Below are 18,895 nucleotides of genomic sequence, written 5' to 3' on the forward strand. Positions count from 1 at the left end.
TCATCGCTCAGCGACCCCCGAACTCCTTGGGCGCCACGGTGCGCAGGAACTTGATCACCGCTGACATCTCGATCGGGGTCATCAGGGTGGTGGACGCCACTGGCATTGGCTCCTTGAGCTTCGAACCATCGGGGCGAACGCCCGCGCGCAAGGCGTGCTCCAGCTGTGCGTCGGTGTAGTGACTGATGCCGGTGGGCGTGAGATTGGCGGCCGGCGGCGTCTCCGGCGGGAGTCCGGGGATGGGTCCGCCGCTGAGTCCCGGACCGTGGCACCCCGTGCAGCCGCCAATGTCTGCCAGATACCGGCCATAACCGACTGTGGAGTCGGGGACCATTGATGCCACGGGCTTGATGGTATGATCGATGATATCGGCCGTATACAGCGGCAATTTGCCGGTTGCGAACAACACCTTCCCCATTGGACGCAGCATCACGTTCACGGTGGGTCGGTCAACCGGAGGGACGGAGCGCAAGTAGGCGATGATGGCTGACAGGTCGTCGTCGGCCATTGATATCCAATCCTCGGACGGCATGATCGCTGCCGCATGCCCATCGCGCTTGACGCCATGCCGGATGAGACGCGCCAGTTCGGCGTCGCTGTAGGTGCCGATCACACCGCCGGCGCTGGTGATGTTCTTGCCAGCGAGTATTCCCAGCGCCGGATCGTCGACCAGCGTGGCCCCGCCAAGATCGGGCCCGTGACACACCACGCATTTCGTGATGGACTCGACCAGGTGCTTCCCTCGGGCAATCGACAGGGAATCGGAGACGGCCGTAAATGGGGTGAGCGCGACGTCATAGACCTTGGCCGCCTTCTGGCTGCTGGCGTAGTAGGCCCAGCCCACAAATACCGCCACCACACCGATCAGGCTCCCAAGAACAACACCGATTCGACGCAACCAGCGAGACATGGCAGGATCCTCAGAAAATTCAGGCTTCGCAGTCGGGAAAGTCACCCGTCGATAGCGAATAACATTTCGGACACATTCCTGCAATATGTGACGGAAAGCAAGCGGGGCAGACCTCATGCAAGGTCTGCCCCGCTGCCTCAGTACTCAGTACTTGGTACTTAGTACTCAGTACTCAGTACTTGGTACTTGGTACTTGGTACTTGGTACTTACTTCTTCTTCGCATGCGGCGGCTCGGGTGGATCCAGCGGCCCGATTCCATCCGGATCATGATGCTTCTTCTCGGTCAACAGGAGGTAAAAGCACCAGAAGGTCAGTCCAAGGACAAACGTCCAACTCACGGCCATAAAGGCAATAGCGCCACCGGACATCAGGCCTCCGCTCGGTTGGTGGGGATCTCGACGAAGCCCTTGTAGTCGTCGTACTTGTTCCGCTTCCACGCGGTGCGGATGATGAACAGGAATACAATGATGAACAGCACCAGAATGCCGCGCGAGAGCATGATGAACGGCATGTCGACGTCCGTGACCGGATTGGCACTGCCTGCCGACCGCTGATTCAGCAGAATCGGCAGCGCTTCATCCTTGCCCCACCAGGTGAGAATGATGAGCAGGTAGAGCGGCGTGACATATGTCATGATGAACTTGAAGATCTGCGGGATGCGGATGTCCGCGCCCATGTGAATGGACTTCCACGCGTTGTCGGGCTTGAAGATCCAGACGAACACGATGGTTTCCAGCACGGCTACCAATACCAGGCCGAACGTGCCGACCCAATAATCCCACTCGTCGAGGAATCCGTGGCCAAGCCAATGTACATGCATCATGCCGATCGAAAAACACAATACCCCGAGTGCCGTGGCGACTTTTTCGCGCTTGAAGCCAAACTCCTCGCGGAAGAAAGCCGTAACAGGCGTGAGCATCGCCACCGATGAGGTGATTCCGGCAAAGAACAACAGGCCAAACCACATCACGCCAAGCAGGTTGCCGATGGGCAAGGTCTTGTCAATCTGTTGGAACACCACGGGCATCGTGGCAAAACCCAGATCGAACGAACCCCCCTGGGCAATTTGCATGGCACCGGCGACACCGAAGAACACCACGGTGGCAGGAATGGCGATGGAACCACCCAACACCACTTCGGCCGTTTCGTTGGTCGCAGCCGTGGCCAAACCATTGAGCGTGATATCGTCCTTCGTGGACAGATACGAGGCGTAGGCCTGCAGCGAGCCCATGCCGACGGACAGCGTGAAGAAGATCTGACCGGCCGCCGCCAACCAGATGCCGGGCTGGTTCAGCCGAGACAAATCGGGCTTGTAGATGAACTCAAGACCCTGCGCCGGTGTCGCTCCGATCCCGGCCTGCGCCGGCAACGTGAGCACGACACCGGCCAGAATCATCGCGAAGATGAACAGGATCGGCATGCCGATCTTGGCCAGCTTCTCAATGCCCCCGGAGATGCCGCGCGACAACACCCAGATGTTGATGAACAGCGTCACCGAGAAGAACAGGTACGGTGTATATGACGCATGCTGGGCGGCCGTGCCTTCTGGCGTCAGTCCCTGGAAGGAGCGCAGGTACGCAAGCATCGTCTCCTGCGTGGTGTTGCCCCAGTAGTCCTTGGTGGCCGAAAAAATCGCAAAAGCCAGCGTCCAGCTTTCGATATACGTGTAGTAGATCATCACGCCGAGCGGGATCACCATGCCCACAACACCGAAGTACTTGGCGGCCGGGTGCTTCCAGATGGCCGCGAACATGCCGGGTAGATGTCCTTTGCGGTATCGTCCACCATTGCGACCGATGCCCCACTCGATCCACATGAGCGGAATACCCAGCAGCAGCAGCGCGATGAAGTACGCAATCATGTACGAGCCGCCACCATTGGCGGCCGCCTGGCGCGGGAAGCGCAGGAAGTTGCCGAGGCCGACTGCATTGCCCGCCATGGCGAGAATGAGGCCGATTCGACTTCCCCAGGCTTCGTTGGAGCCAGCGTGGGCGTCGGAGTTCGATGAGGACAAACGTGCTCCAGAGGCGGAGTGAAGGGTACGCGCGGTTCGGGCCGCTTGGTCAGTCGCTAAAATTCGGTTAAGAGCAGCCGTTGTCCAGAGGCCAGGGTGTATTTGACCCCATCTATTGTCGGCGTACGACCTGCCCACCCTTCATCACAAAGCTGACCTTTCGCAACTGGGCAATGTCTTTGGTGGGGTCACCGGACACTGCCATGAGGTCCGCCAGCAACCCGGGCGCGACGCGACCGAAGTCATTCTCGCGGTGCAGCAGTCGCGCATTGACACTGCTGGCCGCCTTGAGCGCAGCGACAGGTGTCATCCCGTATTCCACCATCAATTCCAGTTCGAGCGCGTTGGTGCCGTGCGTGAACACGCCCACATCGCTGCCGTTGCAGATCGTCACCCCCGACGCCAGTGCGAGCTTGAACATCGCCTTTTTCTGGGTGATCCCGGCCGGCTCGGGATCCACGCCCTTCTTCCAGCCGCGATAGCGAGTCGTTGACTCGGTGGCGCTCAGCGTGGGACAGAACGCGACGTTGTGGGTCTTCATCAGCGCAAACGTTTCTGCGGTGGCAGCGTCACCGTGCTCGATGGTTTCCACGCCCGCCATGATCGCGCGTCGCATCCCTTCGACGGTGCTGGAATGGGCCACTACGGGGCGCCCACTGGCGCTGGCCGTTTGCACAATGGCCAGCCACTCGGCGTCAGTGAAAGTCGGACGCGCTTCGCCGCGAGGGCCCCAGCGGTAGTCGGCGTAAATCTTCACCCAATCGGCGCCATGGCCGATCTGGTCGCGAACCACCCGGGTGAGGCCTTCCACGCCATCGGCTTCTTCGGCTCCCTGCGGGACGCCGATTTCCACACCGAATCCCTTTGGTCCGTACGATCCGGTGGCGACGATCGCTTTGGTGGTGACGAACAGGCGCGGTCCCGGAATGATGCCTTGTTCCACCGCTTCCTTGAGTCCCACATCGGCATAGCCGGCGCCCTCGGTGCCCAGGTCTCTCAACACTGTGAAGCCGGCCATCAGCGTGTTGCGCAGGTGGTTAACGGCGCGCGACGTGCGCAAGGCCAGCGATTCGCGCAACACCTGATCGTTCCACGGTGTTTCGTCGTACGGGTGCAGCAGCACGTGACTGTGGAGATCGCTCAGCCCGGGCAACAGCGTCGAGCCGGGCAAGGGAATGCGCTCGGCGTCTGCCGGCACTTGCATCTGGGCCAACGGTCCGACGCTGACGATGCGTTGCCCACGTACCAGCACCGCCCATCCACGGGCGGCGGCGTCGCTGGTGCCGTCGAACACCGCGTCGGGGACGAGGAGCACTGGACGGGGCACCGGGCGCGCCACGTCGGCGGTCTGCGCGGCAACCGGAGCGAACGCGACACCAAGCAGGATGGCGGAACGGGCGAGTCGCCGAATCATGGGCAATCGGAAGGTTGAAGAAACGGTTGCCACGCTATTGCTGCTGCACGGAAAACTCGCCGGTGGACATGGCGGTTGGCACGAGCCGAGACACACCACCCGACACGGCGAACGCCATGGCGTCCGCACTGTTCACGTCGAGCGCGCGGACCAGGCCGGCGGGAACCACGTAGATCTGCCCCGACCACGCATATGAGTGCGGACAGTACACCGCCACATGATCGAGCAGGCCCAGCTGGTGCATCGATTCTTGGGTCACGAACCCGATGACCAACGTGCCATTCGGAATCAATGTCAACAGGACCGGCTTATCGAAGCGACGCTTCTCGCCCACAAACGCGTTCAGCAGATCCTTGGTCGACCCGTACACCAGGCGGACAAATGGAAGTCGCGCCATTGCGCGCTCCAGCCACCCGACCGCGGAACGCGTAAGGAAGCTGGAGCCGAGGAATCCCACCAGGGTGATCAATCCCACGGTGACGACGAACCCGGCACCAGGTGGCAGTTCCACGAGACGTCCCAACCACCCGTCCACACTGGTGAAGACATACCACAGCACCGCAAGCGTGACAGCCAGCGGCGCCAGCAGTACCAATCCGCGTGCGAAATAGCCCAGCAGCTTACCCATCGCATCCCTCACGCGGCTGGCGCCGCGACGTTAGTCTATTTTTGCGTGAAAACGAGCCGGTGTTGCTCCCAAAGCTGGGGCCAGTGAGCACGGCCGACCAGCCCGCCAGTCAAACTGCTCCGTCCCTTTCCAGACTTTCGATGCGCACTCCGTTGATCCTCCGCCTGCAGGTTGCGACCACGGTCGCTGTGGCAGCCATGCTCTGCTGGCCGACGACAGGACAGGGCCAGGGGGCGAGTGCGGCGTCGGCCGCCTCGTCGTCCAACGCCAATCCGTATACGCGTGTGTCTCCGTGGACGCCGCCGCCGCCGCCGGCGGGGAAGAAGGCGATCACGCAGGACACGTATGACGAATGGCGCACGATCTCGGGATCGTCGTTGTCCAACGACGGCAAGTGGGCGGTCTATACGGTGAGCCCCGTCGTTGGTGAAGGCGATCTGATCGTGCGGTCCACCAGCAGTGCCACCGAGTATCGCGTGCCGCGAGGGTATACCGGGCGCCCGCAACTGCAGGCCTCGGCCGATTCCGCCGCGCAGTTTTCCGCCGCCGCCGCGCAGGTCAGCGCCGACAGCCGCTTTGTGGTGTTCACCGCGTATGCGTCGCGCACCGACGTCGAACGCGCACGGTCCCGTCGGGGCACTCCGGCGCCGCGCAACGGCATGGGGATCGTCAATCTCGCCGATGGGATCGTGACCCGCGTACCTGCGGTACGCTCGTATCGTCTGGCGCGAAATGGCGGTCGCTATCTCGCCTATCTCTTGGAAGACACCACGGCGCAGCGACCGGGGCAGAACGGTGCCGCGCCGGCGACGGGACAGGCGGTCCGTGACACGACACGTCCCGCCGCGCCTCGGCGGGAGACCGGCACGACACTCGTGTTGCGCGAGCTGGCCACCGGCACCGAGGTGCGCATCGATGGGGTGACCAACTACACGTTTGACGAGAACGAGAAGTGGCTGGGCTATACCGTGACCACGCGCGACGGCAAGGGAGATGGCGCCTACGTCCGCCTGCTCACCGGGGGCGCGGTCACGACGCTGCTCGCCGGACGCGCCTCGTATCGTGGTTTCGCGTTCGATCGCAAAGGCGAACAGGTGGTGTTTCTGTCCGACGTGGGCGACAGCACGTCTCGCCCCAAGTTCTCGGTGTATCACGCGTCGTTGGTGCCAGCCAAGGGCAAGGCAGCGGCCCCGATTGCGGCGCGGCGGATTGTTGCCGGGACGGAAGCGCCGGAGGGATTGTTGATCGCCGAGCGTGGTCGGGTGGATTTCACGCGCGAAGGCAATGCCGTGCTGTTCGCGCTGGCGAATGTGCCGATGGACTCCATTCCGGCCGACTCGCTGGCCGACAAGGCCATCTACGATCTGTGGCACTGGCAGGACACCAAGATCCAGCCGCAACAGAAGCTTGACGCGGCGCGCGATCGCAATCGCACGTATCTCGCCGTCTACCACCTGTCGACCGGCAAGTGGACGCGATTGGCGAACGATTCGTTGCAGGTCACGCTGAGCGATGATGCGAAGCGCGCGCTCGCCGTGAACAGCGTCGAGTACGCCATTCCGCAGTTCTGGGGTGAGCGAGGTGCCGATGTGTACCTGATCGATCCGATGACCGGTGCCAAAACACTGGTCGCGAAGAAGCTGCGTGGTCAGACGCAGCTGTCGCCCGGCGGGAGTTACGTCACGTGGTTTGATGACGGGCAGTGGTACGCGTACGCCACGGCCACCGGCAAGAAGGTCAGCCTGACGGCGGCCATCTCGAGCGTGAAGTTTCAGGACGAGGAATTCGATTCTCCCGACATTCCACCACCATATGGGTTGGGCGGATGGACCACCGGCGACAAGCGGGTGCTGGTGTACGATCGATTCGATGTATGGGAAGTCGATCCGTCCGGCATGGTCGCGGCCAGAAACCTCACCGATGGCGAGGGTCGACGGGCTGGTCTGACATTTCGAGTGATCAACCTGGATCGGGAGGATCGATTCCTCGATCCGGCGGAGCCGGTGCTGCTGCGCGCCGTGGATTCGTTGACGAAGGCCTCGGGCTTCTATCGGGATCGCCTTGGCGTGGACAGCAAGCCGGAGCGCATCGTTATGGCGGATCGGAATTTCGGCAACCCGCAGAAGGCGCGGAACGCTGAGCAGTATCTGATCACGCAGTCCACGTATCGGGAATTCCCGGACCTGTGGACGGGCGGTTCGCTGGCCGGCACGTCGAAGATCTCGAACGCCAATCCGCAGGAGTCGCAGTACCCCCGAGGCACGGTGGAACTGGTGTCGTGGCTCAACGGCGATGGCATTCCGCTGCGCGGGTTGCTGTACAAACCGGAGAATTTCGATGCGTCGAAGCAGTGGCCGATGGTGGTGTACTTCTACGAAAAGCTCACCGACGGACTGCACAGCTATGTGGCGCCGACGGGACGCAATGTGGTGAATCCGCAAGTCTACAACGCGCTTGGCTACCTCGTGTTCGAACCGGATATCATCTACACCGACGGCCAGCCCGGTCCAAGCGCGGCGAAAGCCATCATTCCGGGCGTGCAGGCGCTGATTGGCAAGGGCTTCGTCGATCCGAAGCGCGTGGGCATCACGGGCCAGTCATGGGGCGGCTATCAGTCGGCGTATCTGATTACCGTGACGAACATGTTCGCGGCGGCCGTGCCCAACGCGACCGTAGTGAACATGACCAGCGCCTACGGCGGCATTCGTTGGGGGTCGGGGCTGGCGCGCGCGTTCCAGTACGAGCACACGCAGAGTCGCATTGGCGGGTCGCTATGGGAGTTCCCCGAGCGGTTTGTCGAGAACTCGCCCTTGTTCCGCCTGGATCGCGTGACAACCCCCGTGCTGTTCATGGCCAATGACAACGATGGCGCGGTGCCTTGGTATCAGGGAATCGAGTTCTACGTGGGGATGCGTCGCCTGCAGAAGGAGGCGTACATGGTGACGTACAATGGTGATGACCACAACCCGACCAAGCGCGCCAACCAGAAGGACATCGACAAGAAGATGCAGGAGTTCTTTGCGACGAAACTTCTGGGGGCCCCACCCGCGTCATGGATGGTGCGCGGTATTCCGTTCCTGGAGAAAGGGCGGGACCAGGTGCGCCCAACGACCACTCCCGCCACGGGCACCACGAACGTGCGCGGACCCGGAGGCAACTGATGGCGGCGGACGAGATCGACTACCAGATCATTGGCGATGACCTGCAGGCGGTGATCATCACGCTGGACCCCGGCGAGGCGGTGTACGCCGAAGCCGGCGGCATGATGTTCATGCGCGAAGGCATCACGATGGCCACCACGCTCGACCCGAACGCCAAGAGCGGGTCGATGTTCGACAAGCTGATCGGCGCGGGCAAGCGCGTCCTGTCGGGCGATTCGTTCTTTGTCACATTGTTCGGGAACAGCGGCGCGCGCCGAGCCGATGTGGCGTTTGCCGCGCCCTATCCGGGCAAGATCGTTCCGCTGAACCTGCGCGACTGGGGCGGCACGGTGATGGCGCAGAAGGACAGCTTTTTGTGCGCCGCGCGCGGCATCGACATCACGGTGGCCTTTACGCGAAAGATCGGAGCCGGATTCTTTGGAGGCGAAGGGTTCATCCTGCAGAAACTGCAGGGCGACGGACTGGCGTTCCTGCATGCGTCGGGCACGTTGCACGCCATCGATCTGGCCGCCGGCGAGAAGCTCCGCGTCGATACGGGTTGCCTGGTCGCGTTTCAACCGACGGTCGAGTACGACATCCAGCGCGTGCCCGGGATCAAGACCGCACTGTTCGGTGGCGAAGGGTTGTTCTTCGTGCAGCTGACGGGGCCAGGTCGTGTAATCCTGCAGACGTTGCCGTTCTCCCGGCTTGCCGACCGCATTATCGCGGCCGCGCCGCGCGCCGGTGGCAGCCGACGCGAGGAAGGATCGGTCCTGGGCGCTTTGGGCGGCCTGCTGGGTGGCGATCGGTAAGCCTGCCGGGTGCCCGCCTTGGGTACCCTGCTAGCTTTTCACGCCATGGCCACTCGTACACTTCCCGAACTTCCCACGCCGGCTGCTCCGGTGTGGTCCATCGAATCTGCCCGCGCCCTGTACAACATCGAAGGATGGGGTGCGGGTTACTTCGACGTGAACACGCGCGGTCATGTCATCGTGCGACCGGACCCTGATCGTCCGCAGCTGACGCTGGATCTCAAGGATCTGGCCCGTGATCTCGAAGAGCAGGGTGTACAGCTTCCCGTGCTGCTGCGCTTCTCCGACATCCTGCGCTCGCGTATTGAAACGCTGAGCGAGCGATTCAGTGGCGCCATCAAGGAATTCGAGTACTCCGGTGGCTATACGACGGTGTATCCGATCAAGGTGAACCAGCAGCGGCATGTGGTGGAGGAGATCGTCAAGTTCGGCAAGACGCATGGTGTGGGACTCGAGTGCGGGTCCAAGCCGGAATTGCAGGCCGTGCTGGGACTGTCGGAGAGCACCGAGCATCTCATTGTCTGCAACGGTTACAAGGATCATGAGTTCATGCGGCTGGCCCTCATGGGCCAGAAGCTTGGCCACCGCGTGTTCATCGTGCTGGAGCAGCTCAGCGAACTGGATGTGCTGCTGGAAGTGGCCGCCGACCTGGATGTCACACCCGTGTGCGGCGTGCGCATCAAGCTGGCCAGCGAAGGTGCGGGACGGTGGGCCCAGAGCGGTGGCGAGAAGAGCAAGTTCGGTCTCAGCTCGGCGGAATTGATCAAGCTCATCGATCGGCTGCAGGCGGAAGGCCGTCTCGACATCCTCAAGCTCATCCACTTCCATCTTGGCAGCCAGATCACCGACATTCGTTTCATCAAGTCGGGACTGCAGGAAGTGGCGAGATTCTACCTGGAGATGCGCCGTTTGGGCGTCGACATCACCCATGTGGATGTGGGCGGCGGCCTCGGCATCGACTACGACGGCACGAACTCCACGAACAACGCGAGTGTCAACTACTCGCTGCAGGAGTACGCGAACGATGTGATTTACACGATCGCGGAGGCGTGTCGCGATGCCGAACTGCCGATGCCGCACATTATCAGCGAGTCCGGTCGGGCGTTGACGGCGCACCACGCGTTGCTGCTGGTGAAGGTCATTGATGTCGAGTCGCTGGCCGAACAACCGATACCGCCACTGACCGACGACGATCACTCGCTGTTGCACGAGATGTTCGAGGATTGGCGCACCATCACCGAGCGCGGCGCCAAGCCACGCAAGGTGCTCGAGGTGTTTCATGACGCATCGTTCGACAAGGATCGCGCGCGCCAGTACTTCAACAGTGGCGTGCTGGATTTGCGTGGACTGGCCAAGGCCGAAGTGTTGTGGCTGGCGACGATGAACGCGATCTACCGCATTTGCGCCGCCGATGCGGACACCTTTGAGGATGTGTTGCCGGAACTGGAGGCGGTGCTGGTTGACCGCTACTTCTGCAACTTCTCGCTGTTCCAGTCGCTGCCGGACAGTTGGGCCATCGATCAGCTGTTCCCCATCATGCCCATCCACCGGCTCACCGAAGAGCCGCTGCGCCGCGGCACGTTGCAGGACGTCACCTGCGACTCCGATGGCAAGATCGACCGATTCGTGGGCGACAAGAAGGGTCGCCCCAGCCTTGAGCTGCATGAGTTCCGGGATGGCGAGGACTATATCCTTGGCATCTTCCTGACCGGGGCGTACCAGGAGATCCTGGGCGATCTGCACAACCTGTTTGGCGACACCAACGCCGTGCACGTGCGTCTCAACGATCAAGGCAGCTACGAGATTACCGACCTTGTGGAAGGCGATACCGTGACCGAGGTTCTCAACTACGTGCAGTTCGGCGCGTCGCAACTCCTGGCGACGTTCCGGCGTAAGGTGAACGCGACATCGTCGTTGTCACGCGAGGAGGCGAACGCTTTCATCGCGGATTACGTCGCCGGGCTGGAAGGGTACACGTACCTGGAAGGCGAAGCGGCGCGGTAGCAGACATTCCAACGGAGGCAGTGGTGACGAGTCCAGAGGGGTCCCTTGCGGCACCGAAACAGGGTGGCATGTTCGAGGATCTGATCGAGGTGCTCTATGCGCCGTCGAAGGTGTTTGATCGAACGCGGGCGATCAAGGCGGGCAAGTATGCGCTCGTGACCGCAATTGTCGTGGCCATTGTGGTCGTGGCGACGAAGAACCTGTTGCAGCCGTGGTTCGATGCGCAGGCCGATCTGACTATCAAGATGGCCGCCGCGAAGGGCCGACCGATGCCGGAAGGGATGACGTCCGGTATCCGTGCGTCGACGGCATGGAGTATCGTGCTTGGCGCGCCGTTGGTGACGCTGATCGGACCGTATCTCAATGCGATCCTGATCCTGATTGGTGCCAAGCTGATGAAGGCCCCACTGACGTATGCGCAGGCCGCGACCGTCGCCGTCTTGGGCGGCGTGCCACGCCTCCTGTCCTGGGTGGTGATGCCCGTGCAGGCCATCCTGGCCGACGGCGCGTCCGCAAAGAGCCTGATGGACTTGTCGCTGAGTCCGGCGCGATTCGTCGATCCGATGACCATGCCACCGGCGGTATTGGCCCTGCTCGGGAATCTGGACGTGTTCCGCCTATGGCAGTTGGCGCTCACCGCGATTGGTGTGGCCGTCGTGGCGCGCGTGTCGAAGGGCACCGGCATCGTGGTGGCGCTCATCATGTTCGGCATCAGCGCGATTCTGCAATTGGCGCCATCGGCGCTCATGTAGCGTCCCGTCGTGACGGGATAACCCAAGGGCCCGGCATTTCGCCGGGCCCTTGGCACCTCATCGCGTCGACACGCGCCCTACTTCGCGTCGTAGCGTTTGGCGACTTCCGCCCAGTTCACCACGTTCCAGAATGCCTTCAGGTAATCGGCGCGCTTGTTCTGGTATTTGAGGTAGTAGGCGTGTTCCCACACGTCCACGCCGAGGATCGCGTGCTTGCCGTCCATGAGCGGATTGTCCTGATTGGGCGTGCTCATGATGGACAGGGCACCGTTGGTGGAAACCAACCAGGCCCACCCTGATCCGAAACGGCCGATGCCGGCCGCCTGGAACTGCTCCTTGAACGTGGCGAATGAACCAAACGTTTTGGTAATCGCGTCCGCCACCGCTCCGGTGGGCTCGCCCCCGGCGTTCGGCGCCATCAACTGCCAGAACAACGAGTGATTCCAGTGTCCGCCGCCGTTGTTGCGCACGGCCGTTCGCACCGCGTCGGGAACTTCGTTGATCTTGCGGCAGAGATCATCAAGTGACCAGCCGGCGAGCTCGGGGGCCTTGTCGATCGCCGCGTTCAAGTTGGTGACATACGCCTGGTGGTGCTTGCCGTGGTGGATCTGCATGGTCTGCAGGTCGATGTGCGGCTCGAGCGCCTCGGGGGCGTAGGGCAGGGACGGAAGCGTGTGGGCCATGGTATGGGCTCTCAATGATTGAAGGTGAGTCGTGTGCGGCGTTACAGAAATGACTATCGGGCAGACTTCTTGGCGCGTTCGCGAAACCAACTGATGATACCCGGCAGAATCGAGAGAAAGATGACGACCAGAATCACTTTCTCGATGTGCTGTGCCACCCCCGGAAGGAATCGTCCGAGCAGGAAACCGGTAAGCAGCATGCTCCAGATCCAGGCGATGGCGCCAATCACATTGTAGGTCACGAAAGAGCGGTAGGACATTTCGCCTACCCCCGCCACGACCGGGACGAAGGTGCGCACGATCGGCATGAACTGCGCCATGATAATGGTCTTGCCACCGTGTTTCTCGTAGAACGCATGCGCGCGCAGCAGATGCGCCTTGTTGAACAGCAGGCTGTCCTCGCGCGTGAAGATGCGGGGACCGGCGGCCTTGCCGATCTGGTAACCCACGGAGTTGCCCACAATGGCGGCAACATTCAAGATAGCACCCAGCAGCCACACGTTCAGGCCGAAATCGGCCTGCGATGCGAGCAGGCCCGCCGTCACCAGGAGTGAATCGCCGGGGAGGAAGAACCCGACCAGCAGGCCCGTCTCCGCGAAGATGATGATGGTCAGTCCGACGTAGCCGGCCCACTGGACCAGCGCGGGCAAATCACGAAGACGGTTGAAGAACTCTGAGAGCAGCTGCACGAGGTGAGGTTTGAAAGGCGCGGTGGCCGTGTTCGGCCCGATCGACCCGGGGATCCCCTGGTGCATCCGCGGAAGCACAGACAGAAAGGTCGACGGGTCACGCTGCGGGGTCAACTGCGGTAACTTGAAGCGTGCCAGTGCACGAGACGCCACCGCCCCCCGAACGCACGACTGTGGTCGATGCCAGCGGCACCGAGCGCCCTTGGTCCGTGCACGTGGTGGCGCACACGCACTGGGATCGCGAATGGTATCATTCGGCCGAACGGTTCCAGGCGCGGCTGGTGGCATTGATCGACGCGCTGCTCGATGGTCAGCCCGACTCCGCTGCGCCATTCCTGCTGGATGGCCAGACGATTGTGCTCGCGGACTATCTCGCCGTGAAGCCGGAGCGGTCGGGCGATGTCGCACGCGCGCTGATGTCCGGCGCGCTGGAAACGGGTCCGTGGTATGTGTTGGCCGACAACCTCATCCCCTCCGCCGAAGCGGTCATCCGCAATCTTGAGGCAGGACGACGGTGGCTGGCCCGCCTGAACGCGACGGCGCCGCGCGTCGCCTATTGCCCGGATACGTTTGGCCATCCTTCGGCGCTGCCCGCCATTGCGCAGGGCTTTGGTTTCGTCACGGCCATTGTGTGGCGAGGATTCGGTGGTCGATCGCACCCAGCGGTGGACACGGCATGGTGGGTCGGCCCCGACAGCAGCCGAGTGCTGCTGTACCATCTCCCGCCCGATGGATATGAGTTCGGCAGCGCACTCCCCACCGCGCCGGACGCGGTCGCGGAACGCTGGCGTCACGTGGCATCGACCATGCGGCCGCGAAATCAGACCGGCGTGTCGTTGCTGCTCACCGGTGCCGATCACCATGCCCGGTCTCCCCACCTTTCGCAGGCGATTGCCCAGTTGCAGGGTGCGGCTGAGAGGGACGGTGCACGGGTCGAGCGAAACGGGCTCGCACGCGCGTCGGACGAACTCGTTCAGGCCGCGATCCGGTACGAGGAGCATGGAGGGGTGCTGCCCGTGGTGCGCGGGGAACTGCGCGACAGCTACGGCTATACCTGGACACTACAGGGCACGCTGGCCACTCGGGCGCATCGCAAGCGCCGCAACGCGCAACTGGAACGTGCGCTGGTGCGGGACGTGGAACCATGGACGGCTCTGGCCTGGCTGCACGCACCGGTCACGGCGCATTTCGTCTCGGCCGATGGATCACTGACGCTGGCACAACTCCCGGCGCTCGTGGCGCACACATGGGAGATGTTGTTGCGCACGCATCCGCACGACACGCTGTGCGGATGTTCGATTGATGCGGTCGCCGCAGCGGTGGCCACGCGCCAACGTGCGGTGGCCGACGCCGCACTGGAACTGCGCGACGCGGCGCTGGCCTGCGCGCTCGCGCACGATCGAGTCGCCGCACGAGACGGTCCAGTCGCCGTGTCACCCTTGACCGTTGTGCGAAACCGGGGCGCGCGCGCGCGCGGCGGCATGGCGGAATTGCGTGTCACCGAGACGCTGGGCGATGTGTCCGTGGGTCCGGGCAGCGCTGGCGCACCGCCGGTCGTCATCCCGGACGGGCACCGCAGGCCACTGCTGGGCAACTGCACCGTGCAGCCACTGCGTGAACACGTGACGCACGCACGTCGTGAGTCGCCGCAGCACTACCCGGACACTGATCTTGTGCGCGTGCACCGACTGGTGGCATGGATGCCGGTCGTCCCGGCATTCGGTGTGCGTGTCATTGGACCCACCGACGATGCGCTGCCGGTCACGCCTGCACCGGTGGTGGTGCGCGAAACGCCCGACGGTGTTGAACTGGACAATGGCCGACTGCGGATCATGGCGTCGTCGCAGGGGGTGTCCATTGCCAGTGGCGCTCGACGTCTCGACGACGTGCTGGGGCTGGAGACAACGGTCGACCTTGGTGACAGCTACACGCCGTCGCTCCGCGGGTCCCCGGAGTTGCTGCGGCTTCACACCGTGCGCCTCGGGGCCCAAGGTCCGCTGCGCGCCAGCGTGCTACTGCACTGGCTCTGGCGCCATGGTCGCGAGCAGGTGCGCGTCTCGACGGAGATCATCCTCGACGCGGGTGCCTCGCACGTGCGGTGCGACGTGCGCGGATGGAATGCCCGGCGCAATCATCGACTCCAACTGGTGTGGCGCACCGACGTCCCGGTGCCGCGCGTCACGGCGGACGCGGCCTTCGGGCCGGTTGTGCGTACCAGCACGGCGGCAGTCCCCGATGCGCTCCCGTTTGAGATGCCGGCGTCCACCATGCCGTTGCACCGATGGCTGTCGGTGCATGACGACGATCGGGGCGTGACGCTGATCTCCGATGGATTGTGCGAGGGCGACCCGGGCGGTCATCGATTGGCTGTGACGCTGGTGCGCGCCATCGGTGAACTCTCGCGCGCCGAATTGCCGGAGCGGCCAGGACATGCGGGATGGCCCAGTGCGATTCCCGCTGCGCAATGTCAGGGTCGCTTTGCCGCGCGGGTCGGATTGCTGCTCCATGGCCCATGGACTGATGCGACACTGGATGATGTCGAGGAGACGGCGGAGACGGTGCTGTTGCCACTGGTTGGCGAGAGTTGGCGTGACCTCGCCGGGGACTCACGGGTGCTCGCAGGACCGACACTTGCCGGTGACGGATTGGTGGCGTCCGCAGTGTGCCTTAGCACCAGCGGGGAATCACTGATTCTGCGTGCCACGAACGCCGCGTCGCGCGCGGGGTGTGGGGTATGGACATTGCCCGGCAACGCGGCGTGGCGGTTCCGACGCTGTCGAATGGATGGAACGCCAATGGGCGATTGGACGGCGTCGCGCGGTGCGATACCGTTCGACGCGCGATCGCGCGAGGTGGTGACGCTTGAGGTGCAGCGCGACTACTGAGTGTCTGTTCAACGCGCCGATGACGATCCACGCGCCCCTGACAGCGCATCACCGATCAGTGTGCATGACACGACCGTGACGATCAGCAGCAGTCCGGGAGCCAGCGCGATCCATGGGGCAACGAGCAGCCATTCTCGTCCTCCCGCGATCATGTTCCCCCAACTCGGCGCCGGCGGTTGGATGCCAAGTCCGAGAAAAGACAGCCCGCTCTCCAGCAGGATCGCGTTGCCCACCCCAAGGGTGATCGCCACCACCGTACTACCCAGCGAATTGGGCAGCACGTGACGCCAGAGCACTCGGTTTGACCGGACGCCAAGCGCCGAAGCCCCTTCCGCGTACGGCAGCACGCGAACTCGCAACACTTCGGCTCGCACCAGCCGCATGACAGACATCCACCCGGTCAACGCGAGCACCGACACCACGACGCCAAGACCGGGTCCCCAGAGAGCGGCAGTCACCAGCAGCAACACCAGCCGTGGCACCGCAAGCAGTGCGTCGCCAAATGCCAGGATCACCCGCTCCGTGAGTCCCCGATGCCACGCCGCGATCGCCCCCAACAGCACGCCGATGGCGCCGGCCAGCAAAGACCCGATGACACCGACACTCAACGAAATGCGGGCCGCGAGCCAGAGACGTACGGTGACATCGCGGCCGACGGCGTCGGTGCCAAAGAGGTGCCACTGACCCAGTCCATCGCGCGACAACGGCGGCGTCAATCGACGCGCCAGCACGTCGGTGATGGCGTTTGGATCACGCGTTGCGAACCATGGCCACACAAGCGCTGCAACGCCGAGGACGATGAGCAGGCTGACGCCCACGCGGAAGCGCGGGTCACGCCGTACGGATCGGTCGGTCGGATCGCGATGGGACGACATGGTGCGCCTCATGGTGATTCGGCCGCGTCGCGTACTGATCGTTGCCGCGGATCGAGGCGAAGCAGGATCAGATCGGCCACAAGATTGGCCGCAATCACCGCCGTCGCGTAGATCAGGGTGAGGCCAAGCACGACGGGGTAGTCGCGAGCCGCAATCGCCGTCAGCAAGGTCCGGCCGAGTCCCGGCCAGGCGAATACCTGTTCGACGAACACCGAACCAGCAATCACGCCGGGAAGGGTCAGACCGAACAACACGACGAGGGGTGTCAGTGCGGTGCGAAGGACATACCAAATCGTTCAATGCGCGCTCGGGAAAGGCCACACGCCGAAGCGGCCGCCGACCTGCGGTGCGCGCGATGCCTCGAGCATCGCGTGACGCACATACCGCGCGACGTAAGCAGCTCCCGGAAGGACCAGCACCGTCAGCAGCAGCACCGCGTGACGCGCCGACGTCGCCAGCGCGCGAGCCCTCGGCCAGTCAGTAAGCGATTCCGCCAAAGGTAAGCAATCGCAACCAGAACGGAACACCGACAGCGGACGCGCCGGATGTGGCCAGCACCACCGCGCCAATGCCAGCCAGAAACTGCCGGGCGCGCCGTAGAGAAATGGTACTGAGCACCGTGACGGTCGTGTCCCCTCGAGGGGAGCCGGCGCGGAACACCCTGCTCCACCGATCATCACGCCGATCGCGAAGCTGAAAGAGCGGAGAGGCCGCCCAATGCCAGGACAGTGGCAGTGCCTCGGCGATTACCGCGCTGACCGGTCGGGCCGTGGCGGGGCTCGTTCCCAGGTCACCGCGCGGCACGGCGCCCATCCATTGCACATATTGCGCGGGCATCGACGCGTCGAGGCCCGATGCGCGCACGCTCCCATGCGATGTCGTCGGCCGTGGTGGTTGGTGCCACCAGCAGCGTCGCCGGATCAGCCGGCGCCACATGAATCAGAGCAAAGGTGAGGCTCGTGACCAGCCCGAGCCGCACGAAGGCATCGAGGAAGCGAATGACGAAGCGCCGCACGCGAGGATGATGCGGGCGGAATCCCACACGTCAACCCATAGCGGGCCTCGGCCTTGGGTAGAGAGGACGTCCGGTTTGGGGTCACGAGCCCTGCGCCTCCTGCGCGTGGCACTCCCGTGGACCCTGTCGGTGGTCGCCAGCTGCGGCGTCCCACCGCGGGCGACCGATACCGTGGTAATGGCGTCCGGCACCGACCTGGAATCCGGCAATCCGCTGCTGACCGTGCACTCGCTGACCCGGCAGATCCAGCGGCATGCGCTCTTTGTGACGTTGGTGCGCTTCGATTCCGTCTTTCAGCCGATCCCGTATTACGCCCGTGCGTGGGGGTAGGACGTGACATCGGGTGCTCACCGTGCGACTCGTCGGCGACCTGACCTGGCATGACGGCGTGCCGACCACGGCCAATGATGTGCGCTTCACGTTTGATGCGGCGCGCGACCCGTTGGTCGGCTCCCCCCGCGCTGGAGACTTGTCGGTCCTCGACTCCACGCACGTCGTCTCCGACAGTGTGATCCAATTGCATTTCAACGTGTCGCAGTGGCGTTTGCCCAATGTGCTGGCCGAACTGCCGTTGGTGCCCCGTCACCTGCTCGATACAGTCCCACGCACCTCGTGGCGTCGTGCCGCATTCTCCGTGACACCCGTTGGCAACGGTCCATTTCGCTTTGTCGATCGGGCGGCGGGACGCCGCTGGCGCTTTGTGCGAAACGACCGGTTTCCGGTCGCGATGGGCAACCCGCCCTCTCTGTCCAGGATTATCGTTGCCGTGGTGGATGAAGCGGCGACGAAATTTGCCGGGTTGGTGAGCGGGGATCTGGATATTGCCGGTATCTCGCCCACGATGGCGCATCTCGTGCGCAACGATCCAATGCTGACATTGGTGACACCGCCCGCTTTGTTCAGCAACGTGCTGGCATTCAATACGACGCGTTCACCGTTCGATGATCGTCGGGTGCGCCTGGCGGTTTCGCTTGCCATGGATCGCCGCCAAGCTCGTTCAGGCGGCTGGCGGTACGCCGCTTCCAGCGGGAGTGTTCCGCCGGCTTGCCGATGTCTGGCAGCGCACCGCCGCC

18 protein-coding genes are annotated in these 18,895 nt (G+C 63.5%); 7 read left to right on the plus strand and 11 right to left on the minus strand.

Annotation, left to right across the window (positions count from 1 at the left end; translation table 11 throughout):
- Positions 1-7: 7 nt before the first annotated feature.
- The 5 genes from IPP90_20810 to IPP90_20830 all read right to left on the minus strand — a co-directional run bounded on the left by IPP90_20810 (position 8) and on the right by IPP90_20830 (position 4,979).
- Complete coding sequence (locus IPP90_20810; protein ID MBL0173082.1) at positions 8-910, minus strand: c-type cytochrome; 903 nt, start codon at positions 908-910, stop codon at positions 8-10.
- 207 nt (positions 911-1,117) lie between these two features.
- Positions 1,118-1,279, minus strand: coding sequence for a hypothetical protein (locus tag IPP90_20815; protein ID MBL0173083.1), 162 nt, complete (start codon positions 1,277-1,279; stop codon positions 1,118-1,120).
- Positions 1,279-2,850, minus strand: a complete 1,572-nt coding sequence (locus tag IPP90_20820) for a sodium-dependent transporter (GenBank protein ID MBL0173084.1) — start codon at positions 2,848-2,850, stop codon at positions 1,279-1,281. The genes IPP90_20815 and IPP90_20820 overlap by 1 nt, the downstream gene beginning before the upstream one ends.
- Before the next feature lie 187 nt (positions 2,851-3,037).
- Positions 3,038-4,339: an amidohydrolase family protein gene (locus tag IPP90_20825; GenBank protein MBL0173085.1), complete on the minus strand. Its 1,302-nt coding sequence runs from the start codon at positions 4,337-4,339 to the stop codon at positions 3,038-3,040.
- A gap of 34 nt (positions 4,340-4,373) precedes the next feature.
- The gene (locus tag IPP90_20830; protein MBL0173086.1) at positions 4,374-4,979 is read right to left on the minus strand and encodes a DUF502 domain-containing protein; all 606 of its coding nucleotides are present in this window, start codon (positions 4,977-4,979) and stop codon (positions 4,374-4,376) included.
- A 128-nt stretch (positions 4,980-5,107) separates the two neighbouring features.
- Here IPP90_20830 and IPP90_20835 point away from each other — a divergent pair, with 128 nt between their 5' ends.
- From IPP90_20835 to IPP90_20850, 4 genes are read left to right on the plus strand one after another with little or no spacing between them, the layout of a single operon-like run.
- On the plus strand, positions 5,108-8,128 hold the full coding sequence (locus IPP90_20835; GenBank protein MBL0173087.1) for a S9 family peptidase: 3,021 nt from the start codon (positions 5,108-5,110) through the stop codon (positions 8,126-8,128).
- Entirely contained in the window at positions 8,128-8,919 is a 792-nt protein-coding gene (locus IPP90_20840) for a TIGR00266 family protein (protein MBL0173088.1), read from the plus strand. Before IPP90_20835 ends, IPP90_20840 begins: the two co-directional genes overlap by 1 nt.
- 45 nt (positions 8,920-8,964) lie before the next feature.
- Positions 8,965-10,923, plus strand: a complete 1,959-nt coding sequence (gene speA / locus IPP90_20845; protein MBL0173089.1) for a biosynthetic arginine decarboxylase — start codon at positions 8,965-8,967, stop codon at positions 10,921-10,923.
- 23 nt (positions 10,924-10,946) lie between these two features.
- Complete coding sequence (locus IPP90_20850) at positions 10,947-11,675, plus strand: YIP1 family protein (protein MBL0173090.1); 729 nt, start codon at positions 10,947-10,949, stop codon at positions 11,673-11,675.
- Between the two features lie 77 nt (positions 11,676-11,752).
- Here IPP90_20850 and IPP90_20855 read toward each other — a convergent pair whose 3' ends face one another.
- Together IPP90_20855 and IPP90_20860 are read right to left on the minus strand one after the other, a co-directional pair.
- Complete coding sequence (locus IPP90_20855; GenBank protein MBL0173091.1) at positions 11,753-12,358, minus strand: superoxide dismutase; 606 nt, start codon at positions 12,356-12,358, stop codon at positions 11,753-11,755.
- Positions 12,359-12,411: 53 nt separating this feature from the next.
- Positions 12,412-13,113 (minus strand): VTT domain-containing protein, encoded by a 702-nt coding sequence (locus IPP90_20860; GenBank protein ID MBL0173092.1) that lies wholly within the window; start codon positions 13,111-13,113, stop codon positions 12,412-12,414.
- A gap of 65 nt (positions 13,114-13,178) precedes the next feature.
- On the opposite strand from IPP90_20860, the gene IPP90_20865 reads away from it, so the two are divergent.
- Positions 13,179-15,932 carry a hypothetical protein gene (locus tag IPP90_20865; protein MBL0173093.1) on the plus strand — a complete coding sequence of 918 codons (2,754 nt, stop codon included), beginning with the start codon at positions 13,179-13,181 and terminating at the stop codon, positions 15,930-15,932.
- A gap of 8 nt (positions 15,933-15,940) precedes the next feature.
- Here IPP90_20865 and IPP90_20870 read toward each other — a convergent pair whose 3' ends face one another.
- From IPP90_20870 to IPP90_20885, 4 genes are all read right to left on the minus strand, one after another.
- Positions 15,941-16,807, minus strand: a complete 867-nt coding sequence (locus IPP90_20870; protein ID MBL0173094.1) for an ABC transporter permease — start codon at positions 16,805-16,807, stop codon at positions 15,941-15,943.
- 8 nt (positions 16,808-16,815) lie between these two features.
- Positions 16,816-17,061, minus strand: coding sequence for an ABC transporter permease subunit (locus IPP90_20875; protein ID MBL0173095.1), 246 nt, complete (start codon positions 17,059-17,061; stop codon positions 16,816-16,818).
- Between the two features lie 223 nt (positions 17,062-17,284).
- Positions 17,285-17,644, minus strand: a complete 360-nt coding sequence (locus tag IPP90_20880) for a hypothetical protein (GenBank protein MBL0173096.1) — start codon at positions 17,642-17,644, stop codon at positions 17,285-17,287.
- Positions 17,598-17,822: a hypothetical protein gene (locus tag IPP90_20885; protein MBL0173097.1), complete on the minus strand. Its 225-nt coding sequence runs from the start codon at positions 17,820-17,822 to the stop codon at positions 17,598-17,600. The genes IPP90_20880 and IPP90_20885 overlap by 47 nt, the downstream gene beginning before the upstream one ends.
- A 75-nt stretch (positions 17,823-17,897) precedes the next feature.
- Here IPP90_20885 and IPP90_20890 point away from each other — a divergent pair, with 75 nt between their 5' ends.
- Together IPP90_20890 and IPP90_20895 are read left to right on the plus strand one after the other, a co-directional pair.
- Positions 17,898-18,152 (plus strand): hypothetical protein, encoded by a 255-nt coding sequence (locus IPP90_20890; protein MBL0173098.1) that lies wholly within the window; start codon positions 17,898-17,900, stop codon positions 18,150-18,152.
- A 22-nt stretch (positions 18,153-18,174) separates the two neighbouring features.
- On the plus strand, positions 18,175-18,895 hold a 721-nt coding region (locus IPP90_20895; GenBank protein MBL0173099.1), incomplete at its 3' end, for a hypothetical protein.

It is taken from the genome of Gemmatimonadaceae bacterium (assembly GCA_016720905.1).
GTDB lineage: Bacteria > Gemmatimonadota > Gemmatimonadetes > Gemmatimonadales > Gemmatimonadaceae > Gemmatimonas.